The organism is Oscillospiraceae bacterium (assembly GCA_025758045.1).
Taxonomy (GTDB): Bacteria; Bacillota; Clostridia; order Oscillospirales; family Ruminococcaceae; genus Gemmiger.
Genome location: CP107208.1, coordinates 635,087 through 657,399, shown reverse-complemented (window position 1 = coordinate 657,399; position 22,313 = coordinate 635,087). Strand labels below are relative to the sequence as shown.

Here is a 22,313-nt window from a genome sequence, read left to right as displayed (position 1 = left end):
ATCGGCACTTAGAATTATGCGGTATTGCCCTTATATAATAGACAAAGGAGAACCCCATGGTACGCGAACTGATGAAAGATACGGTATTCCTGGCCCAAAAAGCCCAGCCCGCCACGGCTGATGACATCCCCACGGCGGACGACCTGCTGGACACCCTGCGTGCCCACGCCGATGGCTGCGTAGGCATGGCTGCCAACATGATCGGCGTCAACAAAGCTATCATCGTGTTTGATGACGAGGGCACCCTGCGGGAGATGTTCAACCCCGAGATCGTCTACCGCAAGGGCCTCTATCTTACCGAGGAAGGCTGTCTCTCCCTGCAGGGCCAGCGCAAGACCAAGCGCCACAAAACCATCAAGGTGCAGTGGCAGGACCGCGAAATGCACACTCACATCAAAAACTTCACCGGCTGGACCGCCCAGATCATCCAGCACGAAGTCGACCATTGTAACGGTATCATCATCTAAACTACACCTACCCAGAAAGCCGAGCGCCCCGCCGCGCCCGGCTTTTTGCATGCCGCGAATATCCTTTTCGACAAAAATTGATAATCCCCCGCCGCGTATATATGACAATCCCCTCCCGTTCGTACCTGCTCAAAAATATCATCGAGTCCGGCGTTGATATAGACAAATCCAGCTACGACGACCTCTGCCACTACATGCTGGACAGCGACGGCATCATCCAGGCCATTGAGCTGGCCCCGACGGTGTGGTCGAGCAGGTCTATCCGCTGGCTAACAACGAGCAGGCCGTCGGCCTCGACCTTATCCATGACGAGGAGCGCGGCAAAAACACCACCTTGGCCAAAGACAGAGGCCGGCAGGCCATCGACCTGTTTGAGCAATCCGCCCCCCGGCGAGTACGATGCCATCCTGATGGACGTGATGATGCCCAACGTGGACGGCTTGACCACTGCTCGCATCATCCGTGCATTGGACCGCCCCGATGTCGAGACTGTGCCCATCCTGGCCCTGACGGCTAACGCCTTTGCCGAGGATGCCCGCAAATGCCTGGATGCGGACATGAACGCCCACCTGGCTAAGCCGCTGAATATGCCGCTGGTCAAGGCGACCATCGCCAAGTTTACCCAACATTAGACAACTGTATAAAGCCATGGAAAATTGAACCATGCCCCACAGCGCCCCTGCGGCCGGAACTTACCGGCTGCGGGGGCGTTTTGTTGTGCCCCAAAAATCCTGACAATTTCACAAAATCTGTTGTGCGAGAGAAAAATGCAAACATTTTCGTAAAAATTTTCTTTGCGAAACATGTCGAAAACGGTCGATGCAGCGCGACAAAAGTCGACACAAACCTTGAAAAAATCGCGACATGTTATTAAAATAAAATAGACCTCAATAAAAAATAGCAGCCCTGTAAAACCCCACAAACTGGTGGAAAAACAGGTGCCGCGTACCTATACATAGTGGCAAGAGGCAAACACCACCACATAGCAAAACCGATATAAGCATGATTCCAAAGCAGCGCCACCCAGCCTTGTTACCGGCGGGGTGACGCTGTTTTTGTGTCTGCATAAAATCCCCGCAGCCTGCCCACCCTTATAGATAGTGATATTCTGTAAGGGGGGCAACCACATGCAAGAGATGTTTTGTTTCCAGTGCCAGCAGACGGCGCACAATACCGGGTGCGATGGTAAGGCCGGGGTGTGCGGCAAAAAGGCTGATACCGCCAACTATCAGGATGAAGTCATCGGCGCGCTGATCGGCCTTGCGCAGGCGGTGCAGGCGGGGACAGCCACCGAACGCACCGACGAGCTGATGCTGAAAGGGCTGTTTACCACCATCACCAACGTGAACTTCAATAACGAGACGATCCTGCAAATCAAAAACGATATAGAGAAAGAGAAAGCCGCCGTCAGCACCACCCACTTTGCGGATTATGATATGGCCGAGCTTTGGCGGGCAGGGGAGGACGTTCGGTCGCTGAAATCGCTGATCTTGTTCGGCCTCAAGGGCATGGCAGCCTATGCCTACCACGCCCGCGCCCTGGGCAAGACCGACCCCGCCGTGAACCGCTATTTCTACGAGGCACTGGCCGCCCTGGGCGAGGAAAAATCACCGGATGACCTGCTAAAACTGGTGCTGAAAACCGGCGAGGTCAACCTGGCCTGCATGGCCCTGTTGGACGCCGCCAACACCGAAGCCTACGGCGACCCGGTGCCCGTCACCGTGCCGCTGACGATTGAAAAAGGACCGTTTATCGTGGTAAGCGGCCACGACCTGCACGATTTAAAGCTGCTGCTGGAGCAGACCGAGGGCAAGGGCATCAACATCTACACCCACAGCGAGATGCTGCCTGCCCACGGTTACCCGGAGCTGAAAAAGTACCCCCACTTAAAGGGCAACTTTGGCACCGGATGGCAGAACCAGCAGACCGAGTTCCACAATATCCCGGCGCCCATTCTGTTTACCACCAACTGCCTGATGCCGGTGCGGCAAAGCTACTGCGACCGGGTGTTCACCACCTCGGTGGTCTCCTACCCGGAGATCCCCCACATCGGCGCGGACAAGGATTTTACACCGGTCATTGAAAAGGCGCTGGAGTGCGGCGGCTACCCGGAGGACCATCCCATGACCGGCATGAACGGCGGCCACACCGTCACCACCGGCTTTGCCCGCAACGCCGTGCTGGCCCATGCGGGGGAGATCGTGCAGCTGGTGAAAAGCGGCAAAATTCGCCACATCTTCCTCATCGGCGGGTGCGACGGCGCGGCTCCCAGCCGCAGTTATTACACTGACTTTGCCCGCATGACCCCCGCAGATACGCTGATTTTGACCTTGGCCTGCGGTAAATACCGGCTGAACGATATGGACCTGGGCAGCATCGGGGGCATCCCGCGCATCTTGGATTGCGGCCAGTGCAACGATGCCTACAGCGCGATCCGCATTGCCATGGCCCTGGCCGAGGCCTTCGGCTGCGGGGTCAACGACCTGCCGCTGACGCTGGTGCTCTCCTGGTACGAGCAGAAAGCCGTCTGCATCCTGTTGACGCTGCTCTATCTGGGTCTGCAGCACATCTATTTAGGCCCCACCATCCCGGCGTTTGTCTCACCAAATGTATTACAATTTCTGGTGGAAAACTACCACCTGACCCCCACCAGCGACCCCAAAACCGACCTGAAGGCCATTTTACACGAATAAAACCATCCAACGGCAGCACAATAAACAAACGTGCTGCCGTATTTTTGTAAATTTCTGCAAATATTTTTGCATTATTTACCTACTAACATATTGACATAGTAGGTAAATAGGTGTATGATACAGCCAATGAATCCGAACAGGAAGCACGAACAAAGACGAAGGGAGAAATGTGCCATGTATACCATCCATGCCATCGCCGCCGTCCGCATGTGTTGTCGAATGTTTTGCTCCCAGGCATATCCGTATGGCCGGGCACATTCGTCTTGCTTGTGCTTTGTCGATGTTTAAAGTGTAACTGTACAACATCGTTTGCTGTGTGCCTGGGAGCCTGTAAAAGCCCCCGGGCTTTTGTTTTACCTGTTCGGGTACGTTGAACCGCCGAAACGAAACACAAGAACATAGAAAAATGACAGAGGGGAAACTACCATGAAAAAAATCTTGAAAAAGTCCGCCGCTGCGCTGGCCGCACTTACCTTGACCGCCGCCCTGGCCGGCTGCGGCAGCAGCGCTTCTTCTGCAGCAACTTCTACCGACACCACCGCCTCCACGGCTGAAACCTCCGGTGAAAACAAGCTGGAAAAAGTCAAGGCCGCCGGCAAGCTGGTCATCGGTGTCGAAGGTACCTACCCGCCGTTCACCTACCACGATGATAACGGCGAGCTGACCGGCCTGGACGTGGAACTGGGCAAGGCCCTGGCCGAAAAGCTGGGCGTCGAGGTCGAGTTCCAGGAGGCCGCCTGGGACTCGCTGCTCATCGGTATTGACACCGGCCGCTTTGATACGGTCATCAACAGTGTCAGCATCACCGACGAGCGCGCCGAAAAATACGACTTCTCCGACCCCTACTACTACGAAGCCCGCCGCGTGGTCGTGCGTGCCGACGATGACAGCATCAACGGCCCCGAGGACCTGAACGGCAAGAAGATTGCCACCAACACCACCAACGCCTTCATCCCCTGGTACGAGGAGAACGGTGCCGAGGTGGTCGGCATCGATACCAGCGCCGAGGCCATCGACCTGGTCCTCTCCGGCCGCGCCGACTTCCTGGGCATCAGCGTTCCGGTGCTGAACGCTTACCTGGATGAGCACCCAGACGCCGCCGATAAGCTGAAGGCCGCCTTTATCATCCCAAACTCCGAGGATGTCATCGCCATCCCCGTCCGCAAGGGTGAGCCGGAGTTCCTGGACGCTATCAACGCTGCGCTGGCCGAACTCCGCGAGGAAGGCACCCTGAAAGAGATCTCTGAAAAATATCTGGGCGGTGATTACACCAACTCCGCTTACAGCAATTGATTGCAGGTGATTCGCAATGACGCAAAGACTGCTGGATATTCTGGTATCCTCGTTTCCCCGGCTGGTCCTGTACTGTGTGCAGGTCACCATCCCCCTTACCGTGTGCATCTACATCCTGAGCCTGGTGCTGGGTTTCCTGCTGGCGCTGATTCAAATTCAAAAGATCCCGGTGCTTAAGCCGCTGGCCCGCGTGTATGTCTGGGTGTTCCGCGGTACGCCGCTGATCGTCCAGATGTACATCATCTTCTTCGGCCTGCCGTCCTTAGGCATCACGCTGGATGCGTTCCCGTCGGCGGTCATCGCCTTCTCGCTGAACTACGCGGCCTATATGTCCGAGACCATCCGCGCCGCCATCCAGTCAGTGCCGGAAGGCCAGTGGGAGGCCGGGTACATGATCGGCCTGAGTTCCGGCCAGATCATGCTGCGGGTCATTTTGCCCCAGGCTGCACGGGTGGCCTTCCCCACGCTGTTCAGCACCCTCATCGGCCTGACGAAGGACAGCTCGCTGGCCGCCAGCATCACGGTGGTGGAAATGTTCAAAGCCGCCCAGCAGATTGCCTCCCGCACCTTTGAACCCTTTGCGCTGTATTGCGAAGCTGCCTTTGTCTACTTAATGCTCAACACGGTGCTGACCCTGCTGCAAAGCGTGTTGGAAAAGCGCCTTGCCTGGAAACAGCCGAAACGGCAATCCGCCGTACAAAAACAACTGGAAAAGGAGCCTGCGTAATTATGGCAAGAATCAGTGAAATCAACATCGATACCGCCCCCGAAAACATTAAAAAGATCGTGGCCGACCATGTGGCCGAGGGCCATACCATTACTGCCGAAAAGCGCACCCTGCTGCACAATGCTGCCGCCTTCAATGCGGTGGAGGCTGGCTCCTACGCACTGGATGACGAGCTGGCCCGCCTCATCGGCAAGCGTGCCGCTGATTTTTACGAGTACGCCATCTCCCAGGCCAACGGGTGCCTGGTGTGCAGCATCTACTTCCGCAACCTGCTGAAAAAGAACGGCATTGACTTTGATACCTTCGAGTTCACCCCCGAGGAGCAGGTCCTCATCGACTACGGCCGCGCCATTGCCAACGACCCCAAGCACGTGCCCGAGGGGCTCTTTACTAGGCTCAAGACTTACTTCAACGAGGAGCAGATCGTGGTCGTCACCGCCATGGGCGTGATGATGATCGCCAACAACTACTTCAACGATATTCTGGACGTCACGCCGGATCATCTGGCGTGACCCAAAGCAAAGGAGCACATCACCATGCTGGAAGTAAAAGACCTGCATTGCAGCTACGGCACCACCCAGGTGCTGAAAGGCGTGGACCTCAATGTCAACAAGGGCGAGGTCATCTCGATCCTGGGCAGCAGTGGCTCCGGTAAAACAACGCTGCTGCGCTGCATCAGCTTTTTGCAGAAGGCCGACAGCGGCACCATCCGGTTCGATAACTTTGAAAAGGGCATCACCCAATTAAAGCACAGCGAAATTCGTGCCCTGCGGATGAAGATGGGCTATGTGTTCCAGAACTTCAACCTCTTCCGCAACATGACCGTCAAGCAGAATGTGCTGGAGGGCCTTATTACCGCCCGTGGCGTGGACCGCGCCACCGCCGATAAGACCGCCGACGAGGTGCTGGAAAAGGTGGGTATGCTCCACCGCAAGGACTTTTACCCCGACCAGCTCTCCGGCGGGCAGCAGCAGCGCGTGGCCATCGCCCGCGCCATCGCCTTCAAGCCCGAAGTGCTGCTGTTTGACGAGCCTACCTCCGCCCTTGACCCGGAGCTGACCCGCGAGGTGCTGAACACCATCACCCAGCTGGCCGCCGACGGCCTGACGCTGGTGGTCGTCACCCACGAGATGGGCTTTGCCCGCAACGTGTCCGACCGCATCATCTTTATGGAAAACGGCGTCGTCGCTGAGGAAGCCTCCGCAAAAGAATTTTTCCTGCACCCCCGGCAGGAGGCAAGCAAGCGCTTTTTGCGGACCGTCACCGATGACTACGATTACAGCATTTAAGTGTAAGGGAGGAAGCAGGCCATGGCGGGTATTGTACATTCCATCGAGGAATTGGTGGGCCACACACCGACATCGGCCTGGCCGCCTTCGCCGCCGCCCGCGGGTATAAAATGGAGATTTTCCTCGAGAGGGGAGCGTCCCTCGAACGCCACCCTGACCCAGGCGTTGGAACAGCTGGAGCAGGCAGTAAACGAAGCTGTATAAATAAAGCAAAAGGCTCCCGGCGAGGGAGCTTTTTTGTTTTGCAGGTACTTCCGACCTTTTCCGCCCCCTATTATACTCCGGAACTCCGGAAGTACGTTCCTCTATAGACAAATAAACAAGAAATAACATATATACGTATAAATTACTCTTTTTTATAAGTATGTTATATAATTTAACATAATGTATAATAAGAAGTATATTTTTACTTTTTGACGTATATATGTAACTTATTGATATAAAGATTATAGAGGAAGTACTTCCGTACTTCCGGAGTTATTTGGGTATGGGTAGTTCCGGAAACACTTCCCCTCATCCCTTATTTCTCCCCCAAAAGAGAAATAGACCGCCTTATTCTGCTAAAATCATCCTGTATTCCTTCCCCCGCGGCCGGTATAATAAAGCCATCATCAGCGAAGGAGGAATGTATCAATGATGATTGCTATTCTTATCGCCGCCATTGTGGTGGCACTGGTCGTGTTCTCGCTTCTCTGCTACAAAAAAGCCCCGCCTACCCAGGCTATCGTGGTAACGGGCTTTGGCCTGTCCCGCCCCAAGGTGGTGTGCGGCCGCGGCGTGTTTGTACTGCCCGTTGTACAGCGTGCCGACCGGCTGAACATGCGCCTGCTGAAAATCGACGTAAAAACGCCGGAAACTGGCGTAAAAACCAAAGAGGGCGTCTCCCTCTGGCTGGACAGCGTCGTCACCGTGCAGGTCTACAGCGAGAACTCCACCGTCTCGGACGAGGAAGTCCGTAACGCCGGGTACGATGACATCAAAAAGTACATCAACAGCCGCCAGCAGGCCGCCATCTCCAACTTTTTGGGCATGGACGAAGCCCACATCAACGAGAAGATCAACGATGTGCTGCAAGGCAACCTGCGTGAGATCGTCAGCGAGATGACGGTCGACCAGATTCTGACCAACCGCAAGCAGATGGCCGTCAGCGTGGTGGAAAACGCCCGCCCGGACCTGGCCAAGATGGGCCTGGAGGTTGTCACCTTCAACGTGCAGGATGTCAAGGACGCCATCGATGCCCAGGGCCACAACCACGGCGTCATCGAGGCCATCGGCGTGGAGCAGGAGGAACTTGTAAAAAAGCGTGCCTCCATTGCCAAGGCCGAAGCCGAGCGCGATGTCTCCTGCGCGAAGGCTGCCGCCGCCATGGCCGCCAACGAGAAGGAGATTGAAGCCCAGACGGCCATCGCCCAGCGCAACAACGAGCTGGAACTGGCCAAGTCCAAGCTGAAAGCCGAGGCCGACAAGGCCGCCGCTGACGCCCAGGCCGCCGGTATGATCCAGACCAACCTGCGTGCCAAGGAGGTCAAGGAATCCGAAGCCGACGCCGAGATCGCCCGCCAGAAGAAGATGGTCGACCTGGCCGCCCAGGAGGCCGAAGTGCAGCAGCGCAAGCTGGATGCCGAGGTGCGCAAGCAGGCCGACGCCGAGCTGTACCGCCGCCAGAAAGAAGCCGAAGCCCAGAAGTACGAGGCCGAGCGCGCTGCCGAGGCCGCCAAGTTTGCCAAGCAGCAGGAGGCCGAAGGCATCGAACTGGTCGGTAAAGCCGAAGCCGAGGCCATCCGCCGGAAAGGCCTGGCCGAAGCCGAAGCGATGAAGCAGAAAGCCGAAGCCTACAAGCAGTACAATGATGCCGCCGTGGCCGAGATGATGATAAAGGTGCTGCCCGAAATCGCCAAGAGCGTGGCCCAGCCCCTTGCCAGCATCGACAAGGTGTCCATCATCGGCGGCGATGCCTCCGGTGTGTCGGGCGTGTCCGGCAACGTGCCCGTGCTGATGGCCCAGACCATGGAGGCCATGAAGGAAGCCACCGGCATTGACATGAAAGAGATTGTCCGCGCCAACAGCATCCAGGCCAAGACCGACCGCAACATCAACGTGACCGGGTTAGAAAATTTGCAAACCCCGCAGGCCTCTGCACCTACTGCAGAAACCACCGCGGACCATGCCGCTGTAACCGAATAACAGCTACATAAAACCAGCGCCCCTGTGCCGACCGTGCAGGGGCGCTGTGTGTTGCCGCACAACCGCATACCGCCAACAAAATTTTTACATGGCATGCAGTAAGAAGAACTCCATGCATCAGAAAGCAGGGAAAAACAAACAGTTGACAACTTCCGCCCGGAATGTTACCTTTTTAATAAACCACCGCGAAAGGGGCACGCCGCCATGTTTACTGCACAGGAGCTGAAAAGCCTGAACGAGCTGGAGATGCTCGTCTACCAGTATGTCACCGAGCATCGCTCCGCCGTGCCCTATATGCGCATCCGCGAGCTTGCCACCGAAGCCCACGTCTCCACCACCACGGTGCTGCACTTCTGCAAAAAGATGGGCTGCGAGGGGTTCTCCCAGTTCAAGTGGAAGCTGAAAGAGGAAAACGGCATCGACACCCAGGACAAAGACATCCCCGATGCTTTAAACGAGCTGCAGACCTTTTTCTGGCGTGTGGGCACGCCCGCCTACCGGGAAAAGCTGGAGCAGGCCGCCGCTATCATCGCCCGCATGGAGCGCATTTTTGTGGTGGGCATCGGCAACTCCGGCAGCATTGCCAGCTATGGTGCGCGGTACTTCTCCAACCTGGGCAAGTTTGCCCTCAGCGTGTCCGACCCGTTTTACCCCATCACGTTAACGGATTGCACCAGCGCCGCCGCCCTTGTCTTTTCAGTTTCCGGCGAAACGCCCGAGGTGCTCAAACTCGCCCACGATCTGCGGGAGCGGGGATGCACCCTGCTGGCTGTCACCGGCAACGAGAGTTGCACCCTGGCCCAGGTGTGCGACCTGACCCTGCCCTACTACACGGCCACTCGCCGCAGCGGCGTGGAAAACTACGATTTGACGTCGCAGATCCCCGCCGTTTACCTGCTGGAATCCCTGGCCCGCCGGGTGCATAACCGCCTGAACGAGTGACGCCTTGCCCGGCGCACAACAAAACGTACAAAAAACAGCGTGTTACTTCCCAAAAACAGGTTACTTTGGGGTGCGCGCTGTTTTTTTGCGCCCCAAAACTGCTGACAAGCCGTACTTTTGCGGATATAATAAAGCCAGTTCCCAAAGCGCGCAGGGAACGGGGTACAAACCACTACCACTCCGTTAAAAACGAACCGTGAAGGAGAAATCACTATGGCTACCAAGATCCGCGATTATGCCAAGCTTGCGGCCGATATCCGCGAAGCCGTCGGCCCCGATAACATCATCAGCGCAGCCAACTGCGCCACCCGCCTGCGCCTTGTGCTGAAAGAATCCCCCTCTGCCGAGGTCACCCAGAAGATCTCCGAGATGCCCGCCGTCATCAAGGTCATGGAGAACGGCGGCCAGTACCAGATCGTCATCGGCACCCACGCCAAGGATGTCTACGAGGAGATGGCCAAGTTGATGGGTGACACCGCTGGTGCCGAAGCGGCCGAGGTCAAGCAGGGGCTGTTCAACCGCATCATTGCGGCCATGTCGGCTGTGTTTGCCCCGTTCATCTACATCCTGGCTGCGGCCGGCCTGGTGCAGGGCATGCTCATCATCATCACCCACTTTGTCCCCGCCTTTGCCGAGACCGGCACCTACGCCGTACTTAGCTTTATCAGCTGGACGCCGTTCACCTTCATGCCCATTATGATCGCGGTCACGGCCTCCAAGCATTTCAAGTGCAACACCTTTATTGCCATGTGGTGCTGCATGGCGCTGGCTAACCCCGATTGGGGCAGCATCGCCGCTCGCATTGCCGACGGCGAGACCATCAGGTTCCTGGGCCTGCCCATGGCACAGACCACCTACACCTCCAGCGTGCTGCCGCCACTGTTTTTGGTATTGGTGCTGTCCTACCTGGAGCGCTTCCTGAATAAGTACGTCCCCGACATCGCCAAGGCCTTGGTCGTGCCCTTTATTAGTGCCATCGTCATGGTGCCCCTCACCATCCTGGTCATCGGTCCTGTGTCCGATGCCGTGGCTATGGGCATCGCCAACGCCTACAACTTCCTGGCCAACAATGTGCCCGCCGTGGCAGCTCTGCTGGTCGGCGGTATCTGGCAGGTCTTCGTCATCTTCGGCGTACATTGGGGCGTTACCCCGATGAACGTTGCCAACTTTGCCAAGTACGGCTGCGACTCTTTCCAGGCTTTCCAGACCTGCGCCGTTATCGCCCAGGCCGCTGCCTGCTTCGGCGTTGTGCTTAAGACCAAGAAGAAGGACATGAAGAGCGTTGCCCTCTCCGCTGGCCTGACCGGCATCTTCGGCATCACCGAGCCCGCCATCTACGGTGTCACCCTGCGCCTGAAAAAGCCCTTCGTGGCCGGCTGCATCGGCGGTGCCATCGGTGCGCTCGTCATCAGCTTCTTCAACACCAAATACTACGTCTATGCCGGTCTGCCCGGCCTGCTGACCACCGTCAACGCCATGAGCGACGCCAACCCCGGCTCCTTTACCGGCATGATAATCGGCGTGCTGGCCACCATTATCATCACCATCGTGCTGGTACAGATCATCGGCTGCGATGAAAAAGAAAAATAACAGAGGTTTCAACCATGCTTCCTGAAAACTTCCTTTGGGGCGGTGCAGTCGCTGCCCACCAGCTGGAAGGTGCCTGGGACGCCGACGGCCGCGGCCCCAGCGTCAGCGACGTGATGACCGGCGGCAGCGTCAGCACGCCCCGCCGCATCACCGATGGCGTCCTGCCCGGCGAATACTACCCCAACCATACCGGCATCGACTTTTACCATACCTACAAGCAGGACGTGAAACTGTTTGCCGAGTTGGGCTTCAAGTGCTTCCGCACCTCCATTTCCTGGAGCCGCATCTTTCCCCGCGGGGACGAGCAGCAGCCTAACGAAGCGGGCCTGCAGTTCTACGATGACCTGTTTCACGAACTGCTGAAATACGGCATCGAGCCGGTCATCACCCTCTCCCACTTCGAGATGCCCTACGCCCTGGCGAAAGAGTACGGCGGCTGGGTCAACCGCAAGCTGGTGGACTTCTTCGTCCATTACGCCACCACCGTGATGGAGCGCTACAAGGGCAAGGTCAAGTACTGGATGACCTTCAACGAGATCAACAACCAGTCCAACACCTCCAACGACATCTTCGGCTGGACCAACTCCGGCGTGCGCTACTCCACCTTTGCTAACCCCAAAAAGGCGCTGAATCAGGCCGTGCACCACGAGCTGGTGGCCTCGGCTCTGGTGGTGGCCAAAGGTCATGCCATCGATCCCGGCTTTAAAATCGGCTGTATGTGCGCATTCGTGCCGTTCTACCCCTACTCCTGCAACCCGGACGATATGATCATGGCCCAGGAATCCATGCACGAGCGCTATTATTTCAGCGATGTCCACTGCCGCGGCCACTATCCCGCCTATGCCCGCAAGCAGTGGGCGCGGGAGGGCACCGCCCCCGAGATGCTGCCCGGCGATGAAGAGATTCTGGCGGGCGGCACGGTGGACTACATCGGCATCAGCTACTACATGTCCAACTGCGTGCGGTCGGACGTGGAGGTGGAAAACGCGGGTCTCAGCGGCGGCAACGCCCACACCGTGCCCAACCCCTACGTCAAAGCGTCGGAGTGGGGCTGGCAGATCGACCCGGTGGGTCTGCGCTACAGCCTGAACGCTCTCTACGAGCGGTACGAGCTGCCCATCTTCATCGTCGAGAACGGCTTCGGCGCCATCGACGAGCTGAAGCCCGACCACACTGTGGACGACAGCTACCGCATCGACTACCTGAAAGCCCACATCACCGAGATGAAGAAAGCCATCGAACTGGACGGTGTCGACGTGATGGGCTACACCCCCTGGGGCTGCATCGACGTGGTGTCCTTTACCACCGGTGAACTGCGCAAGCGGTACGGCTTTATCTATGTCGACCGCAACGATGACGGCACCGGCACCGGCAACCGCTATAAGAAAAAGTCCTTCAACTGGTACAAGCAGGTCATTGCCACCAACGGCGAGACCTTATAACCCAAAACGGCAAGGCCGCTCTCCCCACAAGCAGGGGAGGGCGGCCTTTTGCGGTTGATGGATATACTTAAATAACATTATCACAGATCGCAGCTTTGCTTTCCATGGATTTTTTCAAGAACAGCATGCAAAAATTCCGGCTCTTTGGGCGGGGAAGATCTGTCAAACACAACTTGAAAAAGTGCAGATTGTACAGGAAAAATGACATGGTCGGCGCGGCGGGGGTACGTTATCATTTAGGTAAACCACTGCAAATGTACCCATTACCCGCTGAAATCTAAAGAGAGGATGAAAAACCATGAGAAAAGCAAAACGCAAGGGTCAACGCGTTCTGGCGGCCGCCCTGTGTGTCGGCATGCTGGCAAGCATGGTCCCTGCCCAAGCGTTTGCCAACGATGAGCCGATAACGGCCATCGTCCAGCAGGAGGATACCCCTGCTGATGCAGACGCCCCGGCCGAGGACACGAACGCCGGGCAGACCCCTGCTCCCACTGAAGCCCCGGCCGCATCTGAAACCGAGACCCCGGCCGGGAAAACTCCCGACGAAGCGCCTGACGTGGAGGAAACCCCGGCACCTACGGAAACGCCTGCTGAAACCGAGACTCCGGCCCCCACCGAGGCACCCGCTGCAGACGAGACTCCCGCACCGGCCACCACCATCCAGGAGAGTGGCGACGCCGACGCCACGGTGACCACTACCCATATCGCCACCAAGGTGGGCGAAGTGCCCGCCGTGCTGGCAGACGTGGACGGCGTTACCGCCGATACCTTCAAGACAGCCTTTGAGACCGTGAAGGTCCAAAAGGGTGATGTCACCTACACCGTCGAGGTCATCCCGGCGGATACTGTCTACTTTATTGACAGCGTCGCTGCCAGCGGCAGCAACGGTGCCATGGACAGCGTGCAGTCTACCGAAGCCTACGCCGCCGCCAAGGCTCTGCTGGGCGACCGGCTGCTCAATGGCAAGTCCGACCAGTTCTACCAGGGCGATGCGACCTGGGGCCTGGTGGATACCGACGCCCAGACCAAGGGCTATAATGGCACTACCAGCGACAAGACCTACACCGGCGTATACGGCCAAAAGAATGAAAAAGGCGAGACCATCTCCTACAAGTTCACCCTGCCTGCCGGTAAGTACAGCATTACCACCGCCCACCGCGAGTGGTGGAAAGGCCAGAACCGCGCCATGGACCTGAGCCTGACCACAAGCGACGGCGCGAGCGTCTATGCTTCTGTGCCCAAGCAGGACAATGGCAAGGTCACCACCAAGACCGGCGAGTTCACTATCACCACCGAACAGGTCGTGACCTGGACTGCCACCGCCACGGGTCAGCATGCCCCCGCTGTCAGCTGGCTGGCCGTGGAGCGCACCGGTGATGTGGAGACCCCGGACACCCCTGATGAGAACGAAAACTTCGGCAAAGCGCTGGAGGATGACGAACTCGTCACCGTCCGCAACGGCGCCTCCCTGACGGATACCATCACCGGCGGCAAGCAGGTCAGTGTTACCTCAGGCTGGATCAGCGGCGGCAACTCCGCCATGGACGGCGGCGCAGCCATTAAGGAGGCCGACAGCTTCTTTAAGCGCAGCAGCTTCACCCTGTATGCAGACATCAAGTTCAACGATGCCCACGACAATACGTCGGCCATTCTGGTTGGCCCGGCAGCGGATGCCCATTTCCGCATCATCCCCCGCAAGACCGATGGCACCGCTGTGCTGAAAGTCAACAACAACCAAGAATACAAACTCTCCCAAAGCCTGGAAGCAGGGGAGTGGAACGCCCTCGCCCTTGTGTATAACGAGAACGACACCGAGGGCAACGTTGCCGTCTACCTGAACGGCGAGGAGGTCCTGCCCGCTACCGGCGTGGGCTTCAAGCTCAGCGAAAAGACCGGCATCATCGGTGCGTTTGGCGCTACCTTTGGCACCGGCTTTATGCGTACCGGCCTGTACGATAACATCGTCGTGACCGGCAAGGCTGACGCCGACGCCGCCAAGACCGAGACCGCCTCCCGCAAGGATGCCTTTGACGGTATCGTTGATGTGGATGGTATCGTTACCCTAAATGGCTCTGAGGTCGAGGCTGCCGCCGAGAACGTCAACGGCTGGACCTACAAGGGCCTGGGTATGCTCAACGGTAACGCCACCAGCAACCTGCTGCTGGACTACAAGGCCGAAAACCCGCAGGCCTACTGGGCCATGATGCAGTATCTCTTTGGCAGCGAGGACGGTTACCCGCTGTTCTCCAACATCAAGATGGAGATGGGCAACGACGGCAACAACTCCACCGGCGCCGAGGCCTGCACCATGCGTTACGAGAACGAGGAAGCCGACGCTTCCCGTTCCCCCGGCTTTGTCATGGCGGCCGATGCCAAAAAGATCAACCCCAACGTCAAGGTCTCCATCCTGCGGTGGGAGTATCCCAACTGGGTCAAGGCCAAAGCCGACGGCGATGAAAAGTACGCCGCTATTTATAAGTGGTACAAAGAGACCATCTTTGATGCCTACGAAAAGTACGGCTATGTCATCGACTATATCGACCCCGATAAGAACGAGACCCAAAATCCCGATGGCGAGATCATCAAGTACTTTGCCAACGCGCTGAAGAACGAGGGCGAATTCCCCGATTACTTCACTGGGGAAGCCATTGCCGCTTATCACAACATCAAGATCGTTGCTTCGGACGAGAACAAGACCTTGAACATTGTTCCCTTGATGCTTCGCGATTCTGGTGTGTATGATGCAGTGGATGCCATCGGCTTCCATTACCGCACCAACGCCACCGATGACTACATCATGATGGCCGATGTGAACGACAAGGAAGTCTGGTACAGCGAGGGCTGCGCCACCTTCGGTTACTCCGAACTGCAGGAGAATAAGACCACCGAGTACGGCGCAAACACCATCGGTGGCTACCAGAGTCCCCTGGCCCTGCTGGACAGCATCCCCAACGCCTTTGTGGGTTCCCGCCGCACCATGTACATGTTCCAGCCTGCCATCGGTTCTTTCTACGAGGGAATCCAGTACGGCCACAAGGAACTGCTCTCTGCCCGCGACCCCTGGAGCGGCTACATCCACTATGACCCCGTCCTCTACATGCTGGCTCACATCACCCAGTTTGCCAAGACCGGCTGGGAGAACGATACCAACACCAACGGCATCTGGCGCGTGCTGCCCAATGCTACCTTTGCGTCCTTTGGCGCCAGCGATAACGAACACGCTACCGCCGGTATCGATGGCAGCGCCAGCTACATGACCCTGGCTGCCCCGGATAAAAAGAACTTCTCCACGGTGTTCATCAACAACACCCGGAATGAAAAGACCTTCGCTATTAAGGTCGCAGACGATATGGACATCTCCGCGAGGGCCCTGCACGTCTGGACCACCGTGACCGACATCTACCTGCAAAAAGGCGAGGATGCCGCCATCAAAAACGGCATCGCCACCATCACCGTGCCTGCCTACAGCGTTGTGACCGCTACCACGCTGAATACCACGCCCGCCCGCTTCCCCACCGAGAAGGATGACGGCGATTACATCCAGACCGGGACCCGCAGTGTGCTGGATACCGATTCCACCGGCAAAAACGCCGATACAACCGACGAGTACCTCTATGCCGATAACTTCGAGTATGTCGAGGAAGGCAAGGTGGCCGGATATAACGTTACCACTAACGAGGAGACCCAGCAGGATTACATCGTTTCCCGCGGCAACGAGCCCCGCTACATGCTGGATACCCATGGCGCCTGGATCGTCGAGGGCGGCCGGCTCAAGCAGGAAAATGAGTCCGGCGTCAACCAGTGGAACAGCGGCGACCCTGCCACCATCGTGGGTGACTGGCGCTGGATGGATTACAGCGCTTCCATCGATGTCACCCTGCCCAACGCCGAGGCGGGCCGTTACGAACGCCTGACTATCCGTGCCCAGACCGGCATGAACTGGAACAACAGCGGCTACACGCTGGAGATCAACGGTGCCGGCAGCTGGAAGTTGTTCCGCATCGGCACCCAGGTGGCCAACGGCACTGTGGCTAAGAACGCCGAGGGCAAGTACAACCTGAAGCTGACTGGTCTGGGCAGCACCGTCTATGCTTACATCAATGATGTGCGTGTTGCCAAGTACAATGATGCCAACCCGATGCTCTCCGGCCGTGTCAAAATCAGCTCCAACTGGAAGCAGGTCTACGCCGACAACCTGGAAGTCAAGACCGTCAAGGGCGGCATCCCCTATGCCACCGCCATGATCGACGGCCAGGACGACGGTGTCAAGTACGAGGGCAACTGGACCATCAACAATCCCGGCGGCGGCAGTGCCGATAACTGGTACCGCACCATTTCTTCCTCCAGCACCGCCGATGCAAGCTTTACCTTTACCGCCAACGGCAATGGTTTTGCCATCATGGGCGGTAACGATGGCTCTGCTGTCATCGATGTCTACGTGGACAGCCAGCTGAAAGTTGAAAACGCAGCCACCAAGGCAGCCCCCACCCGCGGCGAAACCTACATCCTGTCTGACCTGGCGGCCGGGAACCACACCATCAAGGTCGTGCTCAAATCCGGCACCCTCAAGGTCGACGCACTGAACACCATCGGTGCCCGCCTGGAATCCGTCAGCGGTTCTGTGACCGAAGTGCTGACCGAACTGCCTGCCATGGACTACTACGTGACCGGCAGCGGTGTGTCCGGCCTGCCTGATGAAGTCAAGGTCAAGCTGGCTGACGGTACCACCGATATCATGGCTGTCGAATGGAATGTGGACGAGGATGCCCTGGCAGCCAACGCCTACAGCTCCGGCTCCATCAACGGCAATGTAAAGGACGCTGTCAACTCTCTGGGTGAGCAGCTCACTGTCAGCGTCAACATCAACGAAGTCATCCCCGGCGATACTCTTTACTTCATTGATTCTGTTTCCGGCAAGATCACCGATGTGGCCGGCGGCACCACCGAGACCTACAAACTCTACAAAAAGGCACTGGGCGGCCTGCTGATGAACGATGCGTTCGACCAGTTTAAGACCGACGCCACTACCTGGGGCTTGGTGGATACCGATGCAGGTACCAAGGGCTACAGCAGCACTGCCGATAAGACCGCTACCGGCATCTACGGCCACGACAACAAGGCGGGCGAGACCCTGACCTACGCCCTGACCCTGCCCGCCGGTACCTACACCCTGACCAGTGCCCACCGTGAGTGGTGGAGTATGACCCGCCCGATGACCGCTGTTGTCACCGATACGGAGGGAACCGCCTTGAGCGATACCGCTGACTTGAACCTCTCCGGCAGCAGCGGCGATATCATCAATAAGGCAGACTTCACCCTGGATAAGGAGCAGGTCGTCTACTACACCGTTACCGCCACCGGCACCCAGGCCCCTGTTATCAGCTGGCTGGCTGTCAAGGGCAAGACCGCAGAGAGCGGCTCCAAGTTCTTTGACCAGGTGCTGGAGGATAACGGCGGCCTGACCCTGGCGGCCAACGCCGCAACCCTGACCGATGAGACCTGGGGCACCATTCTGAAGGTATCCACCCAGTGGAACAATAAGAACGAATACCACGCCGCCATCACCGATGGTCAGAATCTGTTCGGCCGTACCCAGTTCACCCTGCTGGCCGATGTGATGATCGAGAAACCCGGCAGTGATGCGAGCAAGACCGCTATGCGCTCCGCTTTCACTATCAGCACCGGAAGCAACCGCCTGCACCTGCTGACCTATGACGGCAAGGTGGGCTACGGCGTTGATGGCTCTAACGCCGGCATCAGCAAGAACGAGATCAGCCTTGGCAATGTGGCCGTTGGTACGTGGAACTCTGTAGCCTTCGTCTACAATGAGCCCAACGGCGGCAATGGTTCGCTGACCGTTTACCTCAATGGTAAAAAGGCTGGCGAGATCGCCGACATCGGCTTCAAACTCAGCGAATCCAAAGACATTGCCGCTACCGTGGCCCGCAACGTCGGCACCAATTACCTGCTGACCGGCCAGTACGATAACATCATGGTCAAGCGCAATGCCCTGAGCGAGAGCGCCGCCGTCAAGGAGACCACTGCCCGCTATGATGCCAAGAACCCCTCCGATGCAGCCCGCGCAGCGCTGGCCGCCAAGATCAAGGAGATCCGCGCAGCCCTGGCAGCCGACAAGGCAAACGGCATCACCTACGCAACCGAAAAACTGGAAAACTGGCAGTACACCGGAAACAAGGCAGGCACGGCCGACACCTTGCCCGAAATGAACGAGGCCCTCACCAAAGCCGACACCCTGGCCGCTGATGAAAAGGCTGCGACCGATGAACTGAACAGCTGCGTCAAGGCGCTGGATGCCCAGTACAAAGCCCTGCGCACCCTGCCAAAAACCTATACCGACATCCCCGGTACCGCTGCCACTGTCATCAAGGCCGACACAGGTCTGCCCATGCAGGCCCACGGCGGCTCTGCCATGACTCTGAAAGAGGGCACCGGCGACGGCTGCGTCAACTACGATCTGGACGGCGATGGCTCCATCACCGAGGGTAAGACCGTTTACCTCTGGTTCGGCGAGGATAAGACTAACAACACCCGCCCTGTGGACGGTGTGCGCTGCTACAGCTCCACCGACCTGTATAACTGGACCGACCACGGCACCATCCTCTACACCCAGAGCACCATCCTGCCCATTGAGAAAGGCACCGAAAAGGCCATCACCTCCAGCGTGGGGGCCAACGGGACCGGCACCACCCAGGGATACAACGTCATGCAGCGCAGCAAGACGAACCTGGAGACCTTGAAAGCCTGGGGTAAGCTGTCCACCGCACCCGAGGGTGTGACCGAGAGCGAGTTCCGCAACGTCAAGAACTTCCTGCGCGCCTACGTGACCGAGTACGAAAAGGCACCCACGGATCTGAACGACATCAGCTGGACCGCTAAGACCTACGATGAGGAACCCATCACAGCCACCAGCCTGCTCTACCCGGACAGCACCGATGAATCCGTGCGTAACGTGACCACCACCCGCCTGCAGCTGGCTTTCGAAACCCTGTACGGCAGCTACTGCATTACCGAGCGCCCCAAGATGATCTACAACGAGAGCACCAAACAGTTCGTGCTCTTATGGCACGCCGATGGCCCGCTGTACAACAGCAAAGACCTGAGCGGTTGGGTGGCCGGCGGCTGCGTTGGCAACTGCCCCGCCAGCCGCTACAGCCGCGCCATGGTCGGCATCGCCACAAGCGACAGCCCGTTCGGCCCCTTCACGGTGCAGAACGTCACCCGCATGAACTATGACGCCGCGCTGAACGCCAACCGCCTGGGTGAAGCCCGCGACATGACTGTCTTTGTGGATACCGGCGTAGACAAGAACAACGATGGTTCCGATGACGCTTATGTTATCTACTCCAGCGAGATGAACGCTAAGCTCTATGTCTCGCTGCTGAACAAGGACTACACCGGCCTTGCTGCTGAGGCTGACCAGGCCGATGACACCCAGTTCGCCGCTCGCATTGTCACCGACAACAGCCGCGAAGCCCCGGCCATGTTCAAGTACGGTGGCTATTATTACCTGATCACCAGCGGTACCGATGGCTGGAACAGCACCGCCCACATCTATTATCGCAGTAAAAATGTGCTTTCCGGCTGGGAAAAGATCGGCAACCCCGCCAAGAACGATACCGGCAAGATGTTCAATACCCAGGTCACCTACGTGCTGCCTGTGGATGCCGAGAACGGCAAGTTCATCTACATGGCTGACCGCTGGAACGGCAGCAATCTGACCGACAGCCGCACCATCTGGCTGCCGATCCAGATGAACACCGACAGCACCCTCTCCGTCCTGGGCGAGAAGAACTGGACGCTGGACCGTCTGGATCAGCTGCTGCCTACCACTGTTAATACCGAACTGCCCAAGGTCGTCTGGTCCGACGGCAGCAACCTGCCCAAAACCGTCAATGTGACCACCCAGGGCAAGGACGTGACCAGCAAGGTCGAGTGGGATACCGATAGCCTGAAGAACTTTGGCACGGTTTCCATCACTGGTACGCTGACGGAGTGCAACAACATTTCAATCAGCACCACCGCTACCGTGGTCCCGAAGAACCTGCTCTACTTTGCCAACCCCACCAAGACCCCTGTCAGCAGCGACTATACTGCCATTGTAAACGCCAGCGCCGAGACCCTTAAGAATTCGGCTGTCAACGATGGCGCCTATAATGCCGAGAACGGCTTCGGCTACACCGGCACCGCCGGTACCCTGCGCAACACCAACGCCGACATTTACGAAAGCATGCGTTACGCTGCCAATAAGGACAGCATCACCTACCGCTTTGACAATCTGACCGGCAGCAGCTACACTGTCTACGTTGGCATGTTCAACCCCACCGGCTGGGTGGAAAACGGCAAAGTTCGCCTGGCCGACATCAAGATCAACGGTGAGACCGTGCAGACCGGCTACAACTACAACACCAGCTGCACCGGTAAGGGCGATACCCTGGCCTTCACCGGCCTGAGCGCCGATGAAAACGGCACCCTGACGGTGGAGATCGCCGCCAACGCCAACACCACCTCGGCCGTGCAGGTCAGCTTCATCATGGTGGCTGGCACCGAAAAGACCAAGCCGGAACCCACCGTGACACCGAATCCGACTACGAAACCTGATCCCACCCCGGCCCCGACCACCGAGCCTACCGCCACCCCGGAGCCTACTGCTAAACCTACCGCGACCCCGGTCCCCACCACGGCACCTACTGCCACCCCGAAGCCTACTGCTAAACCTACCGCTACCCCGGTTCCCACGACAGAGCCCACAGCAACGCCTGAGCCGACTGTGAAACCGACGGAGACCCCGGCCCCGACCGTGAAGCCGACCGAGACACCTGCCCCCACCGCTAAACCTACGGAGACGCCTGCGCCTACAACAGCTCCCACGGCCACCCCGGCCCCGACAGCCAAGCCCACCGCAACCCCCGCTCCCACGGCTGCACCTGTCAAGACCGAGGTCATCAAGGAGGAACTGACCGCCGACAATATCTCTCAGGAGCTGCAGGACAAGGGCTTCACCACTTCCGAGAAGGTCAAGTCCGCCCTGAAAGAGGAGATCGCCAAGGAACAGCCCGCCGAGGATGGTAAGACCGAATTCTACGAAGTTACGCTGAGGATCAAGAACGAGGACGGCACCATCGGCGAGGAAGTCACCAAGGAGAACTTCCCGCAGGAAGGCCTGGAGGTCGCTTTCGACCTGCCCAACGACATCAAGGCCGAGGAGGCAGACAACTACAACTTCCTTATCGCCCACCTGAAGAACGACGGCAATACCGAACTGCTGAAGCCTGCCCTTAAGGATGGCAAGCTGGTCGTAACCGTCCATAGTCTGTCGCCCTTCGCCGTAAGCTGGAAGGCCAAGGAACAGCCCGCCCCGACCGAGAAACCCACCCCGGCCCCGACGGAAAAGCCCACTGCAACCCCCGCGCCCACCAGCAAACCCAATAGCAGCAATAGCAACAACAGCAATTCCACTTCCAACAGCGCAGCCGGCACCGCCAAACCCAGCCAGGCAACGCCCGCACCGGCCAGCACTACCCGCGTCCCGCAGACGTCGGACAGCTTCCCCATCGTGCCGCTTGCCGCTGTGGCCCTGCTCAGCCTAAATGGCCTGATCGTGCTGATCCTGCGCAAGCGCGAGCAAAAGCACAAGTAATCCCCAACGGATCTGAACAGGATCCTGT

The 22,313-nt window shown here is 58.1% G+C and carries 14 protein-coding genes; 13 read left to right on the top strand and 1 reads right to left on the bottom strand.

The genetic code is table 11. The features are described from left to right. Positions 1–56: 56 nt before the first annotated feature. Positions 57–467: a peptide deformylase gene (locus OGM81_03285; protein UYJ44173.1), complete on the top strand. Its 411-nt coding sequence runs from the start codon at positions 57–59 to the stop codon at positions 465–467. A 190-nt stretch (positions 468–657) separates the two neighbouring features. Here OGM81_03285 and OGM81_03280 read toward each other — a convergent pair whose 3' ends face one another. Further along, positions 658–846, bottom strand: coding sequence for a hypothetical protein (locus OGM81_03280; GenBank protein ID UYJ44172.1), 189 nt, complete (start codon positions 844–846; stop codon positions 658–660). Between OGM81_03280 and OGM81_03275 the strand changes: the two genes are divergently transcribed. The 12 genes from OGM81_03275 (at position 839) to OGM81_03220 (ending at position 22,285) form a co-directional block, all read left to right on the top strand. Next, positions 839–1,099, top strand: coding sequence for a response regulator (locus tag OGM81_03275; GenBank protein ID UYJ44171.1), 261 nt, complete (start codon positions 839–841; stop codon positions 1,097–1,099). The genes OGM81_03280 and OGM81_03275 overlap by 8 nt on opposite strands. A 495-nt stretch (positions 1,100–1,594) precedes the next feature. Then, entirely contained in the window at positions 1,595–3,160 is a 1,566-nt protein-coding gene (gene hcp / locus OGM81_03270) for a hydroxylamine reductase (protein ID UYJ44170.1), read from the top strand. 426 nt (positions 3,161–3,586) lie between these two features. Further along, entirely contained in the window at positions 3,587–4,453 is an 867-nt protein-coding gene (locus tag OGM81_03265) for a transporter substrate-binding domain-containing protein (protein ID UYJ44169.1), read from the top strand. Positions 4,454–4,469: 16 nt separating this feature from the next. After that, positions 4,470–5,180, top strand: coding sequence for an amino acid ABC transporter permease (locus OGM81_03260; GenBank protein UYJ44168.1), 711 nt, complete (start codon positions 4,470–4,472; stop codon positions 5,178–5,180). 2 nt (positions 5,181–5,182) lie between these two features. Further along, the gene (locus OGM81_03255) at positions 5,183–5,692 is read left to right on the top strand and encodes a hypothetical protein (protein ID UYJ44167.1); all 510 of its coding nucleotides are present in this window, start codon (positions 5,183–5,185) and stop codon (positions 5,690–5,692) included. Between the two features lie 24 nt (positions 5,693–5,716). Next, positions 5,717–6,469 (top strand): amino acid ABC transporter ATP-binding protein, encoded by a 753-nt coding sequence (locus OGM81_03250; protein ID UYJ44166.1) that lies wholly within the window; start codon positions 5,717–5,719, stop codon positions 6,467–6,469. A 21-nt stretch (positions 6,470–6,490) separates the two neighbouring features. Beyond that, positions 6,491–6,673 (top strand): hypothetical protein, encoded by a 183-nt coding sequence (locus tag OGM81_03245; GenBank protein UYJ44165.1) that lies wholly within the window; start codon positions 6,491–6,493, stop codon positions 6,671–6,673. Between the two features lie 429 nt (positions 6,674–7,102). Further along, the gene (locus OGM81_03240) at positions 7,103–8,653 is read left to right on the top strand and encodes an SPFH domain-containing protein (protein UYJ44164.1); all 1,551 of its coding nucleotides are present in this window, start codon (positions 7,103–7,105) and stop codon (positions 8,651–8,653) included. A gap of 204 nt (positions 8,654–8,857) precedes the next feature. Then, a complete protein-coding gene (locus OGM81_03235; protein UYJ44163.1) occupies positions 8,858–9,595 on the top strand; it encodes a MurR/RpiR family transcriptional regulator in 738 nt (245 codons plus the stop codon). Between the two features lie 213 nt (positions 9,596–9,808). Next, on the top strand, positions 9,809–11,185 hold the full coding sequence (locus tag OGM81_03230; protein UYJ44162.1) for a PTS transporter subunit EIIC: 1,377 nt from the start codon (positions 9,809–9,811) through the stop codon (positions 11,183–11,185). 14 nt (positions 11,186–11,199) lie between these two features. Next, a complete protein-coding gene (locus OGM81_03225) occupies positions 11,200–12,627 on the top strand; it encodes a 6-phospho-beta-glucosidase (GenBank protein ID UYJ44161.1) in 1,428 nt (475 codons plus the stop codon). Between the two features lie 298 nt (positions 12,628–12,925). Beyond that, positions 12,926–22,285, top strand: a complete 9,360-nt coding sequence (locus OGM81_03220) for a hypothetical protein (GenBank protein UYJ44160.1) — start codon at positions 12,926–12,928, stop codon at positions 22,283–22,285. Positions 22,286–22,313: the final 28 nt, after the last annotated feature.

Excerpts from the sequence above, each read along its gene's own strand:
- OGM81_03285 (UYJ44173.1), top strand. The coding sequence starts at position 57 with ATGGTACGCGAACTGATGAAAGATACGGTATTCCTGGCCCAAAAAGCC.
- hcp (UYJ44170.1), top strand. The coding sequence starts at position 1,595 with ATGCAAGAGATGTTTTGTTTCCAGTGCCAGCAGACGGCGCACAATACC.
- OGM81_03265 (UYJ44169.1), top strand. The coding sequence starts at position 3,587 with ATGAAAAAAATCTTGAAAAAGTCCGCCGCTGCGCTGGCCGCACTTACC.
- OGM81_03260 (UYJ44168.1), top strand. The coding sequence starts at position 4,470 with ATGACGCAAAGACTGCTGGATATTCTGGTATCCTCGTTTCCCCGGCTG.
- OGM81_03255 (UYJ44167.1), top strand. The coding sequence starts at position 5,183 with ATGGCAAGAATCAGTGAAATCAACATCGATACCGCCCCCGAAAACATT.
- OGM81_03250 (UYJ44166.1), top strand. The coding sequence starts at position 5,717 with ATGCTGGAAGTAAAAGACCTGCATTGCAGCTACGGCACCACCCAGGTG.
- OGM81_03245 (UYJ44165.1), top strand. The coding sequence starts at position 6,491 with ATGGCGGGTATTGTACATTCCATCGAGGAATTGGTGGGCCACACACCG.
- OGM81_03240 (UYJ44164.1), top strand. The coding sequence starts at position 7,103 with ATGATGATTGCTATTCTTATCGCCGCCATTGTGGTGGCACTGGTCGTG.
- OGM81_03235 (UYJ44163.1), top strand. The coding sequence starts at position 8,858 with ATGTTTACTGCACAGGAGCTGAAAAGCCTGAACGAGCTGGAGATGCTC.
- OGM81_03230 (UYJ44162.1), top strand. The coding sequence starts at position 9,809 with ATGGCTACCAAGATCCGCGATTATGCCAAGCTTGCGGCCGATATCCGC.
- OGM81_03225 (UYJ44161.1), top strand. The coding sequence starts at position 11,200 with ATGCTTCCTGAAAACTTCCTTTGGGGCGGTGCAGTCGCTGCCCACCAG.
- OGM81_03220 (UYJ44160.1), top strand. The coding sequence starts at position 12,926 with ATGAGAAAAGCAAAACGCAAGGGTCAACGCGTTCTGGCGGCCGCCCTG.